We start from the raw sequence: 13570 nt of genomic DNA, 5'->3' as shown, positions 1-13570 counted from the left end.
GCATCCGAAACGTTTCGGATCAACAGTAAGACATTCCTTGTAATGGAGATGTCTGATGTCTGATTCGCTGATTCACCTGCAAAGCGCCGGTGCCGATGTTGTGATTAAAACCCGCCCTTTCGCCGAAATTGTCTACTGGGGACCGCATTTAAGCCACTTTTCGCCGCAGGATGCCGACAGCCTGACGCGCCCGGTCGCCAACGGCAGACTGGATGTCGATTCGCCAGTGACCTTAATGGCGGAGCTGGGCCATGGTCTGTTTGGCGCGCCGGGCATTGAAGGCCATCGTCAGGGGCTGGATGCCTCTCCGCTGTTCACCACCAGCGAAGTGCGGCACGAGGGCCAGACGCTGACCCTGGTCAGCGAAGATCCGCAGGCCGGCCTGCGCCTGCAGAGCGAGATCGCGTTGGATGCCAGCGGCGTGCTGAGCGTGCGCCATGGCGTGACCAATCTGCGCGTCAGCCCATGGCAGGTGGATCGCCTGGCGGTCACGCTGCCGGTCGCCGAACGCGCTCGCGAGGTGATGGCTTTCCATGGCCGCTGGATCCGCGAGTTTCAGCCTCATCGCCTGACGCTGGAGCACGACAGCTTTGTACTGGAGAACCGCCGCGGGCGCACCTCTCACGAACATTTCCCGGCCCTGATCACCGGCAGCCGCGCCTTTAGCGAGATGCAGGGTGAAGTCTGGGGCGTGCATCTGGCCTGGAGCGGTAACCATCGCCTGCGGGCGGAGGTGAAAACCGATGGCCGTCGCTATCTGCAAGCCGAGGCGCTCTATCTGCCGGGCGAAATGGCGCTGGCGGAAGGGGAAACCTTGTGGACGCCGTACCTGTATGCCAGCTACTCGGCGAATGGGCTGAACGGCATGAGCCAGCAGTTCCATCGTTATCTGCGCGAACGGATTATTCGTTTCCCGGGCAACAAACCGCGCCCGGTGCATCTCAACACCTGGGAGGGGATCTATTTCGACCACGACCCGGACTACATCATGCGTATGGCCGACGAAGCGGCGGCCCTGGGCGTCGAGCGCTTTATTATCGATGACGGCTGGTTTAAAGGGCGCAACGACGACTGGGCGGCGCTTGGCGACTGGTATCTCGATGAGAAAAAATACCCCTACGGCCTGACGCCGATTATCGATCACGTGAAGTCTCTGGGTATGGAATTCGGTATCTGGGTGGAGCCGGAAATGATTAACCCGGATTCCGATCTGTACCGGGCGCACCCGGACTGGGTGCTGGCGCTGCCGGGCTATACCCCGCTGACCGGCCGCCATCAGTTTGTCCTGAACCTCAACATTCCCGAAGCGTTTGATTATCTGCTGGAGCGGATGAGCTGGCTGCTGGGCGAGCATGCGGTGGACTACGTGAAGTGGGATATGAACCGCGAGCTGGTGCAGCCTGGGCATCAGGGACGCGCCGCTGCAGACGCGCAAACGCGCCAGTTCTACCGCCTGCTGGATACGCTGGTGGCCCGTTTCCCGCACATTGAATTTGAATCCTGCTCCTCCGGCGGCGGACGGATCGATTATGAAGTCCTCAAACGCAGCCATCGCTTCTGGGCGTCTGACAACAATGACGCCCTTGAGCGCAACACCATCCAGCGCGGCATGAGCTACTTCTTTCCACCCGAGGTAATGGGCGCGCACATTGGCAATCGCCACTGTCATGCCACCTTCCGCCAGCATAGTATCGCCTTCCGCGGCCTGACGGCGCTGTTCGGTCATATGGGCCTTGAGCTGGATCCGGTGAGCGCCGATGAAGAAGAGCGCGCCGGATACCGAAAATATGCGGCCCTGCATAAACAGTGGCGCGACGTGATCCATCACGGCGTGCAGTGGCGAATAGATATGCCGGATGCTACCACTCTTGCCCATGGCGTCGTCAGCCCGGATAAAGCGCAGGCGATTTTCCTCGTCAGCCAGCTGGCGATGCCGGACTACACCCTGATGGCGCCGCTGCGCCTGGCGGGCCTGGAGGCGAGCGCCCGCTATCAGGTGACGCTCCTCGATCATCCGAACATTCAGATCACCGGTGAGGGCGGCCACACCATGCGGAAGCTACCGGCATGGATGACGACGCCGCAGACGGTGAGCGGTGAGTGGCTGCAGCAGGCGGGGCTGGCGCTGCCCATCCTCGACCCGGAAAGCGCCATTCTGATTGGTCTGCAACGCGTGTGATGGTATCGGGCCGCGCTGCGGCCCTTCTTGAGGAAAATATAATGAACCCGACCGTCTGTACCCACAAAAACAACCCCAACTTCTGGATTTTCGGGCTGTTCTTCTTTCTCTACTTCTTCATCATGGCCACCTGCTTTCCGTTTCTGCCGATCTGGCTGTCGGACGTCATTGGCCTGAATAAAACCGAAACCGGCCTCGTTTTCTCCAGCCTGTCGCTGTTCGCCATCTGTTTCCAGCCGATCCTCGGAGTGATCTCTGACAAGCTGGGGCTGAAAAAACACCTGATGTGGATCGTGACCGTTCTGCTGGTGCTGATTGCTCCCTTCTTCCTTTATGTTTTCGCTCCGCTGCTGAAAACCAATATCTGGCTCGGGGCGCTGAGCGGCGGCGCCTATATCGGCTTTGTATTCTCCGCTGGCGCCGGCGCGATGGAGGCCTATATCGAACGGGTAAGCCGCAACAGCGGGTTTGAATACGGCAAGGCGCGCACCTTTGGCTGCCTGGGATGGGCGCTGTGCGCGACTACCGCCGGAATGCTGTTCAGCATTAATCCCGAATGGGTGTTCTGGATGGGGTCGGCCGCCGCGCTGCTGCTGGTGGTACTGGTGGCCATCGCCAAACCGCAGGCCAGTCAGTCCGCGCAGGTGATGGATTCGCTCGGCGCCAATCGCCCGGCGATCGATTTAAAAACGGCGGTGCGCATGTTCCGCCAGCGTAAGATGTGGATGTTTATTCTGTATGTTATCGGCGTGGCCTGCGTGTATGACGTTTTCGATCAGCAATTCGCCACCTTCTTCAAATCGTTCTTCGTGACCCCGGAAGCGGGCACCCGCGCCTTTGGTTTCGCCACCACCGCGGGAGAAATATGTAACGCCATCATTATGTTCAGCTCGCCGTGGATTATTAACCGTATCGGAGCGAAGAATACCCTGCTGATCGCCGGGATGGTGATGGCGGCAAGAATGATTGGCTCTTCCTTCGCCACCACCGCCGCGGAAGTCGTAGCGTTGAAAATGCTCCATGCGCTGGAGGTGCCGTTCCTGCTGGTGGGCGCCTTTAAATACATCACCGGCGTGTTTGACGTCCGGCTGTCGGCGACCATTTATCTGGTGGGCTTCCAGTTCGCCAAGCAGGTGGCGGCGATCTTTCTCTCCGCTTTCGCCGGCAATATGTACGATCGGATCGGCTTTCAGGATACCTATATGATCCTCGGCGGTATTGCCCTGACCGTCACCTTAATCTCCGCGTTTACGTTAGCGGGTAAGACGAAAACCGAGCCGCTGCGCGATAATGCAATGACCGTTTAAACGACCGGCCTCCCGTCTGGAGGGAGGCCAGTTATTTTTACGCCAGATAAAACACTTCTTTGAGCTCCGCGCTCAGCGGGCTGTTGTCCGGGTTGCTGGGCATCACCTCGCGCATGTATTTCCACCAACGCTGGCATACTTCCGTGCTGGCGACCGCTTCCCAGCGGGCTTCCGATTCAATCTCCACCGTCGCGAACAGGAGATGGCGTTCTTTATCGAGATAGATGGCGTAGTGGTGCGCGCCGTGCGCTTTCAGCACAGCTTCCAGCTCTGGCCAGATGGGGTTATGGCGGCGCTGGTACTCCTCGTGCGCGTCGGGGTTCACCTGCATGACGAAGGCTTTACGGATCATAAGGCCTCCAGATAGAGCTCGCGAACCTCATCGCGGCTGGCGGGGCGCGGGTTACACGGCGCGCATGGGTCGGCCAGCGCTTTATCCAGCCAGCCTTCGATATCGGCTTTTCTGACGCCAAGCTGGCTAAAACCCTGGGGGATCCCTACGCGTTTGCTCAGCGTGCGGATGGCATTGATGGCCTCCATGCTGGCAGCTTCATCGCTCATGCCGCGAGTATCGACGCCCATCGCCTGCGCCACGCGGGCAAAGCGCGCCACCGCGTTCGGGCGGTTAAAGTTTTCGATGATCGGCAGCAGGATGGCGTTGCATACCCCGTGCGGCAGATTATGGGTGGCGCCAGGCTGATGGGCCAGGGCATGTACCAGCCCGAGACCGGCGCTGTTGAACGCCATGCCCGCCAGATACTGGCCAAAGGCCATCTGCTCGCGGGCCTGCAGATCGTGCCCATCGTCTACCGCTTTCGGCAGCCACAGGTTAATCAGACGAATGGCCTCGAGGGCGTTGGCGTCGGTCAGGGGATGGGCGCCAACGGAGACAAAGGCCTCGATGGCGTGGGTCAGGGCATCCATGCCGGTGGCGGCGGTAACGGCTGGCGGAATGTCGAGCATCACGCTGGCGTCGTCGACGGCGATATCCGGGATCAGGTTCGGGTCGATAATCACCTCTTTCACCTGCCGCTCGCTATCGATAATTACCGCGTTGCTGGTCATCTCCGCCGCCGTGCCGGCGGTGGTGTTAATGGCCACCAGCGGCACGCCAGCGTTTTTCACTTTGCCGACGCCGGAGTAGGCGGTGGAGGGGCCTGGGTTTGCGGTGAGGATTTTTATCGCTTTGGCGGTATCAATCGGGCTACCGCCGCCGAAGGCGATCAGGTAATCGCAGCGGGCCGCCTGGTAAGCCGCATAGCCTTGCTGCACCAGCGCTTCGGTGGGGTTGGGGAATACCTCGTCAAATAGCTGATAAGCCATCTGCTGTTCATCCAGCGCGGCGAACAGGCTGTCCAGCAGGCCCAGCTTCACCAGCTGACCGTCGGTGACGATCAGCGCCTTGCCCCACTGTTTGCCCGCTACCAGCTTGACCATATCACCGATCGCGCCTGCGCCGTGGAGGCTGATTTTAGGTAGTGCCAACATAAAACTCATGATAATTCTCCTTAATGTTGATTTTGGGAAATCCGTTTCCCCTCACCCCGACCTTCTCCCGCAGGGAGGGGGCCAGGGTGAGGGGGAAATTAACATCGTCTTCGCTGCATCATCCGCCGGGTAATAATCGGCAGGGAGATCACCACGATCAGCATGGCGCCGATAATCACCGACATCACGATGCCGGGGACGTTCAGCAGGCTAAGGCCGAAGGTCACCAGCCCCATCAGAAAGGCGGCGATGATCACCCCGGGCATGCTGCCGGAGCCGCCGAGAATATTGACGCCGCCGAGCACCGCCATGGTGACAACCGCCAGCTCCCAGCCCATCGCCAGGGTGGGGCGGGTACTGCCGAGCCGTGAGGTCAGCAGGACCGCCGCCAGCCCGGCCATCAGCCCAACCAGCGCGAACAGCACCAGGTTATGACGCTTAACGTTGATCCCAGAGAACCAGGCGCCGGTCGGGTTATTGCCGATGGCGTAGGTCCGGCGACCAAAGTTGGTTTTATGCAGCAGGAAGGTGAAGGCGGCCGCGAGGAGGATAAACAGCGCAAACTCAAAAGAGAGCGCCCCCCACACGTACCCCTGGCCGAACCAGGCAAAGCTCTCCGGATAGTGATTGAGTGCCTGATCGCCCAGCAGTATATAGGTGATGCCGCGATACAGGCTCATGGTGCCGATGGTGATCACAATGGACGACAGGTTAAAGCGGGTCACCAGCAAGCCGTTGAACAGGCCGCACAGCAGACCTACGCCCAGGCCGATGACCACCAGCAGCGGAGTGTCCATCCCCGCTGCCGCGCAGAAGCCCATCACCGTTGAGCTGAGCGCCATCGTCGAGGCTACCGACAGATCGATTTCCCGGGCGATAATCAGCATCGCCATCGGCAGGACGACGATCGCCTTCTCGGTAAAGGTAAAGGTGGCGTCCGACAGGTTCCAGATATTGAGGAAGTACGGGGAAGCCACGGCGTTGCCGATAAATACCGCCAGGGTGACCGCCAGTAAAAACCCTTCCCAGCACAGCAGGCGGCGCAGCGGCGACGGCGCGGCCGGGGCGTTTTTCATCTCTTCAGATACCATCATTTTGCTCATGATTTCACCGCCTGTTTCTGTCGGGCTAACGCCGCGTTGCGCAGGATTAACCGCCCGTGACCGCGATTGCCGCGCTCGTTGAGCAGCACCGCCATGACGATCACCGCCCCGGAAATCGCCATCTGCCAGAAGGGCGAGATGCCGATCACCGGCAGGGCGTTATTAATGACCCCGAGGAACAGCGCGCCGCACAGGCAGCCCAGCACCCGTCCGCTTCCGCCCATGGTGCTGATACCGCCGATCACGCAGGCGGCGACCACCTGGAGTTCAAAACCGTTGGCGACGTCGACATAGGCGACGGCGAAGCGCGAGATCCACAGATAGCCGCAGAAGCCGGCCAGCGCGCCGGAGAGACAGAAGCTGACGAACTGCATTTTCCCGGCGTTAATGCCGGTGTAGTATGCCGCCGTCGCGTTGCCGCCCGCGGTGTATAAGGCCCGGCCGGTGCGGCTGTAGCGCAGGAAATAACCCACCAGCAGCAGCGCGGCGATGGCGCACCAGCTCAGTAGCGGCAGCCCCAGGAGGGGGCTGCGCGGCAGACTGAGAAAATCAGCGCTCATCTGATGTGAGTTAACCCAGCCGCCGTCAGTCAGCAGGAAGATAATGCCGCGATAAATGCTCATGGTGCCCAGGGTCACCACAATGGCGGGAATGCCGAGGCGCCAGACCAGCAGGCCGTTAATTACTCCCATCAGCAGGCCCAGCAGAGTCGCCAGCGCCAGCAGCGCTACCACCGGAATATCCGGATAGTGGGCGTTAAGCAGGGCGACGATCATCCCGGTCAGCGCCAGGTTGGCGGCCATCGACAGATCAATGCCTTTGGTGAGCAACACCATCATCTGGCCGAGGGCGAGGATGATAAGGATGGCGGTATCGTTAAACATCTCCACCAGATTGCCCGGTGAAACGAACGACGGCGCCCGGCTGCCGATGGCGCCGATCATCAAAATGATGACCAAAGCCAGCAGCGCTTCGCGATGTTTAAGCCATGCGTGTCCCATCATGCCGCCTCCTGGCCGATGCCGCTGGCGGCGCTAACGATGGTTTCCGCTGTCGCTTCCCCGGCCCGGTACTCGGCGACCATCAGCCCTTCGTGCATTACGATAATCCGGTCGGCCATGCCCATCACTTCCGGCAGCTCTGACGACACCATAATCACCGCCAGCCCCTGGCTGACCAGCTCGGACATAAACTGATGCACGGCGGCCTTTGAGCCGATATCGATGCCTTTGGTCGGCTCATCGAGAATGATCACCTCGGGCTGGGTCGCCAGCCATTTGCCAATCACCACTTTCTGCTGGTTGCCGCCGGAGAGGGTCTCCACCGGCTGCCGCCAGCTGAAGGCTTTTACCTGCAGGCGCGAGGCGTACTCGTCGGCCAGCCGCCATTCCCGGGCGTCGTTCAGGATGCCGTTAGGGTTGAGCTTGCTGAGCTGCGGTAAACTGATGTTCTGGGCGATAGGCAGGGCGATGATCGTTCCCTGTTTCTGCCGCTCTTCCGGCACGCAGACGATGCCCGCGCGGATGGCGTCGGCGGGCTGGTGAAAGCGCATGGTTCTGCCGTTCAGGCGGATCTCGCCGGAGGAGGGGCGCGAGACACCGGAGAGCGCCTGCATCAGCTCGGTGCGTCCGGCGCCCACCAGGCCGTAAAAGCCGAGAATTTCTCCCTTGCGCAGGCGGAAGCTAATATGGGCAAACTCGGTAGGATGACAGAGATCGGTCACCTCCAGCACCGTTTCTCCGGGTGTGCAGTCGACTTTCGGGTAGGTTTGGCTGATCGCCCGGCCCACCATCATCGACACCATCCGCTCTTCGGTGATGTCGCTTATCGCCCCGGAGCTGACGTACACCCCATCGCGCAGGATGGTGTAATAATCGGCCAGCTCGAAGATTTCATCGAACTTATGCGAGATAAACAGGATCGCTTTGCCGTCCTGCTTCAGACGCTCAACGATGTGATAAAACTCCAGGATTTCATGCTGGGAAAGCGCGGCGGTCGGCTCATCGAGGATCACCACCTGGGCGTCGAAAGCCAGCGCCCGGGCAATCGCCACCATGTGACGCTGGGCGATGCTGAGGGTTTTCAGCGTGGCTCGCGGGTCGATCTGGACTTCCAGCCGGGTGAGGATCTCGTTGGCTCTGCGGTGCATCGCCGGCCAGTCGAGCGTTTTGAGCAGTCCCTTATACAGATACTGGCCGACGAAAATGTTTTCGCTGACCGAGAGTTCGTCAAACAGCACGGTTTCCTGGTGAATGGCGGTGATCCCTACCTTATGCGCCGACTCCGGCGTTGGCAGATGAATGGGGATCGCTTTATAGAGGATCTCGCCCTCTTCGGGCTGATAAATACCGGTCATCACTTTGACCAGCGTGGATTTCCCCGCGCCGTTTTCGCCGATTAAGGCGGTCACTTTGCCGGGCCAGAGATCAAGCTGCACGTTCTCAAGGGCGCGCACACCGGGAAAAATCTTGGTGATCCCCTTCAGCGACAGCAGTGGCGTTGATGCTGACATGATAGTTCTCCACAAAAATCACCCCTCACCCTAACCCTCCCCCACAGGGGCGAGGGAACGGTCCGGCGTCCGCTGGCCGCATCGCGCAGAGGGCCAGCCGTTCCCCCTCTCCCTCCGGGAGAGGGCCGGGGTGAGGGAACAAGGATTAGAAAATTTTCGAGAACTTATCGATGTTGCTCGCATCGTAGACAAACGGCTTGGCCATCGCGCCATTCCCCTCGGCGTCCAGCTTCACTTTGCCCAGCTTGCCCATACTGGCTTCGGTTTTGGTCGCCGTGCCTTTGACTAAATCGTCGGCCAGATAGGTGGCGGCGTAGCCCAGGTCAATCGGGTTCCAGATGGCGAAGCTTTTGCTGGCGCCGGACTTGATCGCGCCGGCCATTTCCGACGGCAGCCCCAGCCCGGTGACATACACTTTGCCGATTTTGCCCTGGTCCTTCACCGCCTGCGCGGCGGCAACAATCCCCACCGACGACGGCGAGACAATGACTTTCAGGTCCGGATATGATTTCAGCAGACCCACCGCTTCGCGGTAGCTTTTATCCGACAGATCGTCACCGTAGGCGACGGTGACCAGCTGCACCGACGGATACTGCGGTAGCACCTTTTTCATCTCCTCAATCCAGATGTTCTGGTTCGTGGAGGTTGGGGTGGCGCTTAACACGGCCACCTCGCCTTTCTCAACGTTCAGCGCCTGCAGCGCATCGGCGGCAAGCTTGACGTTGGTTTCGCCAATTAAGGCGTTATTTGAGGGGTTAAGATGGATCTGACGGCCTGCCGGCGCCACGCCGGAGTCCCATGAGACCACCTTGATGCCGCGCTGCATCGCTTTTTTCAGCACCGGCACCACCGCGTCCGGATCGTTGGCGGAAATGGCGATCGCATCCACCCCCTGGGCGATCAACCCGTTCAGCACGTCGATCTGCGCCTCGGCGGTGGTAGTGGTCGGGCCGGTGTAGATCACTTTGACATCACCTAACTCCTTGGCTGCCTGTTGGGCGCCAACGTTGGCGGCTTCGAAGAAGCCATTTCCCAGCGATTTCGCCACAAGGGCGATTTTAACTTCGGCTAAGGCGGAACCGGACAACGCCAGGGCGGCAACGGTGAGGATCAAGCTTGTCTTTGTTTTCATTGCTTTTACTCCACATGAGTTAGTTTTGTAGGGTTTGCAGGTGATATTTCGCCCCGTCTCGGTGAGCGGGGCGCGATGTTGTTATGGATAAAGATCTAAAGCGGACTGCAGCGGCTGCACGTTGAAGCGTTTGCCAAGGGCGATAAGCTCGTCGCGGGTGATGGTCTGCTTCATCCCGCCCATCGACAAGACTTTCACCAGCACTTCGGCGGACTTCTCGGCGGTATCGATCAGGCCGAAGGTCTCATCCAGCGTGGGGCCGCTGCCGAAGACGCCGTGGAACGGCCACAGCACAAGCGAGTGTTTTTGCATGGTTTCGGCGGTCGCCTGGCCGATTTCATCGGTGCCCGGCACCATCCACGGCAGAATGCCGACGCCATCCGGGAAGACCACCAGACATTCGGTGCTACCTTCCCACAGCTTACGGGTGAAAAGATCGCTGTGGTTCTCCAGAACATAGGTCAGGGCGATCAGGTTGGTGGCATGGCAGTGCATGATCACCCGGTCTTTGCCGCCGGTCAGTTTGATGCGCTCGCTGTGCGACAGGAAGTGTGCCGGCAGCTCGGAGGTCGGGACGGCATCCTCCGTCAGGCCCCACAGGATATGGTATCCCGCGCCGTCGCTGTCGACCTTCACCACGCCGAGGTTAGCGGCCGGGTCGAGCTGGACGTTACGGAAGAATTTGCCGGAGCCGGTGACGATAAACGGCTGGTTGGCCAGGGTTGGCATCGGCTGGCTGAGGGCGATATAGCGCGGTTTGGCGTGGAAATCCGCCGCGTAAGGTTCGATATCCGCTTCATCCAGACGCAGCGTCAGGTTGCCGCCGTTGCGTTCGTCCCAGCCTTTCAGCCAGGCGTCGGAGGTGGCTTTGATCATGCCCTGGACGAACCAGGCGTCGATAATGGTTTGCATAGTCTTGTCTTTCCTGTTGATTCGGTGCGGGGTTGACCCCCTCACCCTAAATATGTGCGTGCCCCCGGATTGCGCCGTAAACGGCTTATCCGGGCTACCGGTTCGTAGCCCGGGTAAGGCGTCAGCCGCGACCCGGGGAAGCCCGTGCATTACCCGCGCTGGCTCAGAACCGCATTCTCATAAGCCCGTACGCTGTCCAGCCACTGGCTGCCCGCCGGCGTGTCGTGACGCTGACAGTACATCTCCCAGATGGCCTGCCACGGCAGCGATTTTTGCTCTTCGAGCAGCGCCAGGCGGGCGGTGTAATCGCCGTCGTTCTCCAGCTGGCGCAGCTGGGCGGTCGGTTCCAGCAGGGCGCGCAGCAGCGCTTTTTTCATATTGCGGGTGCCAATCACCCAGGCCGCGATGCGGTTGATGGAGGCATCGAAGAAGTCGAGGCCGATGTGCACGCGGTCAAACAGGTTATGGCGAATGATTTCGCTGGCGATGGCCTGGGTTTCATCATCCAGCAGCACCACGTGGTCGCTGTCCCAGCGCACCGGGCGGCTGACGTGCAGCAGCAGGCGCGGGATGTAGAGCATGGCGGCGGAGATCTTGTCGGAGATCACTTCCGTCGGATGGAAGTGGCCGGCATCGAGGCACAGCGCCGTCTGACGGCTGGTGGCGTAACCCATATAGAACTCGTTGGAGCCGACGGTGTAGCTTTCGGCGCCGATGCCGAACAGCTTGCTCTCCACGGCGTCGATATGGTGCGCCGGGTCGAGCTTCTCGCTGATCACCTCATCAAGGGCGTTCAGCAGCCGCTGGCGCGGGGCGAAGCGGTCAACGGTTATATCCTTCATGCCGTCCGGCACCCAGATATTCATCACCGACGGCGTGCCCAGCTGTTCGCCAAAATAAGCGGATACGCGGCGGCTGGCTTTGCAGTGGTCGATCCAGAACTGGCGGATCTCATCGTTGGCGTGCGACAGGGTAAAGCCGTCGGCGCTCAGCGGATGCGAGAAGCAGGAGGGGTTGAAATCCAGCCCCAGTTTGTTGGCTTTCGCCCATGTAACCCAGTTTTTAAAGTGCTCCGGCTTAATCTCATTGCGCGCTACCGGCGCGTCGGATTCCAGGTAAATAGCGTGCAGATTGAGACGCTTTGGCCCCGGGATCAGGCTCAGCGCCTGCTCAAGGTCGGCGCGGAGTTCTTCTGCATTGCGCGCTTTGCCCGGGTAGTTGCCGGTCGCCTGGATACCGCCGGTCAGGCTTCCCGCCGGGTTTTCGAAACCGGCGACGTCGTCACCCTGCCAGCAGTGCATGGAGACGGGCAGACGGTCCAGCTGGCGCAGGGCCTCCTCGACATCCACGCCGACGGCGGCGTAGCGCTGCTTAGCAATTTCCCAGGCTTGTTCAAGTTGAGTGGTCATGCGCAAAGCTCCTTGGTCTGTTGTGGCTGAAACTGCGCCACGAAACGGGCAATTTCACTATCAGGATTGGGGGTAAAAGTGGTGAGCGCCGCGTTGCCGCGCACTACCTGACGAAACTCATCGACATTGGCCAGCTCGTCGAGGGTCATTAACTGGATGCCGATATTGCCGAGGGTGGAGGCCTCTATCGGGCCGGCCACGACGGCGATCCCGCAGGCGTCAGCGCACAGCTGGTTGAGCAGCGTGTTCTGACAGCCGCCGCCGACGATATGCAGCTGGCTGAAGGGGTGGCCGCGCAGCGCCGCCAGCTCGTTAAGCACCCGGGCGTAGAGCAGCGCCAGGCTGTCGAAAATGCAGCGCGCCAGTTCGGCATCGCTTTCAGGAACCGGCTGCCCGGCGTCGCGACAGGCGGCCTGGATCTCGGCGCTCATACTGGCCGGGTTGATAAAGCGGTCATCGTTGCAGTCAATTATGAAGCGGCACGCCGGTAGCGCGGCGGTGCGGGCGATCAGCCCCTGCAGGTCGCTGACGATTTGCTCTTTTAGCACCCGCTGCAGCAGCCACAGGCCCATGATATTTTTCAGCACCCGATAGCGGCCTTCGGCTCCGCCTTCGTTGGTGATATTGGCCTGCAGCGCCGCGTCGCAGGTGTACGGCGTCAGGCTTTCAAACCCCATCAGCGACCAGGTGCCGGAGGAGAGATAGGCGGCATGGCGGTCGGCCAGCGGGGAGGCGATCACCGCGCTGGCGGTGTCGTGGCTGGCGACAGCGACTACCGGAATTCGGTTACCCTGCGGGCAGATCCAGTGGCCTATCACATTGCCGGGGTGGGTCGGCTTTCCGAACCACGCCAACGGCGCGCCGGTCCAGTTCAGCAGCGTCTCATCCCAGCTATCGCTGTTAATATTGACCAGCTGGGTGGTGGTGGCGTTGGTATATTCCCAGTTCAGATTGCCGGTCAGGCGGAAGCTGAAATAGTCGGGGATCAGCAGGGCATGGGCAGCCTGACTGACCAGCTCCGGCTGCTGCTCCACCAGCGCGCGCAGCTGATAAAGCGTGTTAAACGGCAAAAACTGAATGCCGCTGCGGCGATAGATTTCCGCCCGGCCCAGCTGCGCTTCAGCGTGACGCAGCAGGCCCTGGGTGCGGTCGTCACGATAGGAGATCGGCAGCCCGACGCGCTGGCCCTGCTTATCCAGTAGGACATAATCTACCCCCCAGGTATCGATGCCGATACTGTCTATCAGAATGCCCTGCTCACACACTTTCTCCAGCCCGCGGCGGATCTCGCCTTCCAGGCTATCTACATCCCAGCAGTCGAAGCCGTCTACTTTCTGCAGACTATTGGTGAAGCGATGAATTTCGCGCAGCGTCAGGGCGCGCGGCCCGGGCTGATAGCTGGCGAGCATCACCCGCCCGCTGGAGGCGCCTAAATCGACAGCGACACAATGACGAATACTCATGAAACGATCCTTCTTAAAATCATTGTCCGCAGTCTAAAAAAGGCCGTTTACTGACACCTTCTCGC

At 60.5% G+C, this 13570-nt stretch carries 11 protein-coding genes; 2 read left to right on the top strand and 9 right to left on the bottom strand.

Annotated features, from left to right (window positions below; genetic code table 11):
* The first annotated feature begins 55 nt into the window (after positions 1-55).
* Together ACR809_RS25120 and ACR809_RS25115 are read left to right on the top strand one after the other, a co-directional pair.
* The gene (locus ACR809_RS25120) at positions 56-2179 is read left to right on the top strand and encodes an alpha-galactosidase (protein WP_048993352.1); all 2124 of its coding nucleotides are present in this window, start codon (positions 56-58) and stop codon (positions 2177-2179) included.
* A gap of 41 nt (positions 2180-2220) precedes the next feature.
* The gene (locus tag ACR809_RS25115) at positions 2221-3486 is read left to right on the top strand and encodes an MFS transporter (RefSeq protein ID WP_015959203.1); all 1266 of its coding nucleotides are present in this window, start codon (positions 2221-2223) and stop codon (positions 3484-3486) included.
* A 37-nt stretch (positions 3487-3523) separates the two neighbouring features.
* Here the strand turns inward: ACR809_RS25115 and rhaM are convergent, their stop codons facing one another.
* From rhaM to rhaB, 9 genes are all read right to left on the bottom strand, one after another.
* The gene (gene rhaM / locus ACR809_RS25110; protein ID WP_004181618.1) at positions 3524-3838 is read right to left on the bottom strand and encodes an L-rhamnose mutarotase; all 315 of its coding nucleotides are present in this window, start codon (positions 3836-3838) and stop codon (positions 3524-3526) included.
* Positions 3835-4983: a lactaldehyde reductase gene (gene fucO / locus ACR809_RS25105; RefSeq protein WP_032433726.1), complete on the bottom strand. Its 1149-nt coding sequence runs from the start codon at positions 4981-4983 to the stop codon at positions 3835-3837. Before fucO ends, rhaM begins: the two co-directional genes overlap by 4 nt.
* Before the next feature lie 89 nt (positions 4984-5072).
* Positions 5073-6077 (bottom strand): ABC transporter permease, encoded by a 1005-nt coding sequence (locus ACR809_RS25100; RefSeq protein WP_002882873.1) that lies wholly within the window; start codon positions 6075-6077, stop codon positions 5073-5075.
* Positions 6074-7081 carry an ABC transporter permease gene (locus ACR809_RS25095; RefSeq protein ID WP_162992566.1) on the bottom strand — a complete coding sequence of 336 codons (1008 nt, stop codon included), beginning with the start codon at positions 7079-7081 and terminating at the stop codon, positions 6074-6076. Before ACR809_RS25095 ends, ACR809_RS25100 begins: the two co-directional genes overlap by 4 nt.
* Positions 7078-8589 (bottom strand): sugar ABC transporter ATP-binding protein, encoded by a 1512-nt coding sequence (locus ACR809_RS25090; protein WP_080893934.1) that lies wholly within the window; start codon positions 8587-8589, stop codon positions 7078-7080. The genes ACR809_RS25095 and ACR809_RS25090 overlap by 4 nt, the downstream gene beginning before the upstream one ends.
* Positions 8590-8734: 145 nt before the next feature.
* Complete coding sequence (rhaS, locus tag ACR809_RS25085) at positions 8735-9721, bottom strand: rhamnose ABC transporter substrate-binding protein (RefSeq protein ID WP_002882880.1); 987 nt, start codon at positions 9719-9721, stop codon at positions 8735-8737.
* A gap of 81 nt (positions 9722-9802) precedes the next feature.
* Complete coding sequence (gene rhaD / locus ACR809_RS25080; protein WP_002882882.1) at positions 9803-10633, bottom strand: rhamnulose-1-phosphate aldolase; 831 nt, start codon at positions 10631-10633, stop codon at positions 9803-9805.
* Between the two features lie 149 nt (positions 10634-10782).
* Positions 10783-12042 carry an L-rhamnose isomerase gene (gene rhaA / locus ACR809_RS25075; RefSeq protein WP_004150375.1) on the bottom strand — a complete coding sequence of 420 codons (1260 nt, stop codon included), beginning with the start codon at positions 12040-12042 and terminating at the stop codon, positions 10783-10785.
* Positions 12039-13505, bottom strand: coding sequence for a rhamnulokinase (gene rhaB / locus ACR809_RS25070; protein ID WP_032104095.1), 1467 nt, complete (start codon positions 13503-13505; stop codon positions 12039-12041). The genes rhaA and rhaB overlap by 4 nt, the downstream gene beginning before the upstream one ends.
* Between the last annotated feature and the right edge of the window lie 65 nt (positions 13506-13570).

The sequence above is a fragment of the Klebsiella sp. CD33 genome (genome assembly GCF_051992865.1).
GTDB lineage: Bacteria > Pseudomonadota > Gammaproteobacteria > Enterobacterales > Enterobacteriaceae > Klebsiella > Klebsiella pneumoniae.
The sequence above is the reverse complement of the archived record's forward strand: the minus strand, read 5'-3'. Positions and strand labels throughout refer to the sequence as shown.

Coding starts and splice junctions, on each gene's coding strand:
- rhaD (WP_002882882.1), bottom strand. CDS start 10,633: ATGCAAACCATTATCGACGCCTGGTTCGTCCAGGGCATGATCAAAGCC.
- rhaA (WP_004150375.1), bottom strand. CDS start 12,042: ATGACCACTCAACTTGAACAAGCCTGGGAAATTGCTAAGCAGCGCTAC.
- ACR809_RS25115 (WP_015959203.1), top strand. CDS start 2,221: ATGAACCCGACCGTCTGTACCCACAAAAACAACCCCAACTTCTGGATT.
- ACR809_RS25095 (WP_162992566.1), bottom strand. CDS start 7,081: ATGATGGGACACGCATGGCTTAAACATCGCGAAGCGCTGCTGGCTTTG.
- rhaM (WP_004181618.1), bottom strand. CDS start 3,838: ATGATCCGTAAAGCCTTCGTCATGCAGGTGAACCCCGACGCGCACGAG.
- rhaB (WP_032104095.1), bottom strand. CDS start 13,505: ATGAGTATTCGTCATTGTGTCGCTGTCGATTTAGGCGCCTCCAGCGGG.
- fucO (WP_032433726.1), bottom strand. CDS start 4,983: ATGAGTTTTATGTTGGCACTACCTAAAATCAGCCTCCACGGCGCAGGC.
- ACR809_RS25120 (WP_048993352.1), top strand. CDS start 56: ATGTCTGATTCGCTGATTCACCTGCAAAGCGCCGGTGCCGATGTTGTG.
- ACR809_RS25090 (WP_080893934.1), bottom strand. CDS start 8,589: ATGTCAGCATCAACGCCACTGCTGTCGCTGAAGGGGATCACCAAGATT.
- ACR809_RS25100 (WP_002882873.1), bottom strand. CDS start 6,077: ATGAGCAAAATGATGGTATCTGAAGAGATGAAAAACGCCCCGGCCGCG.
- rhaS (WP_002882880.1), bottom strand. CDS start 9,721: ATGAAAACAAAGACAAGCTTGATCCTCACCGTTGCCGCCCTGGCGTTG.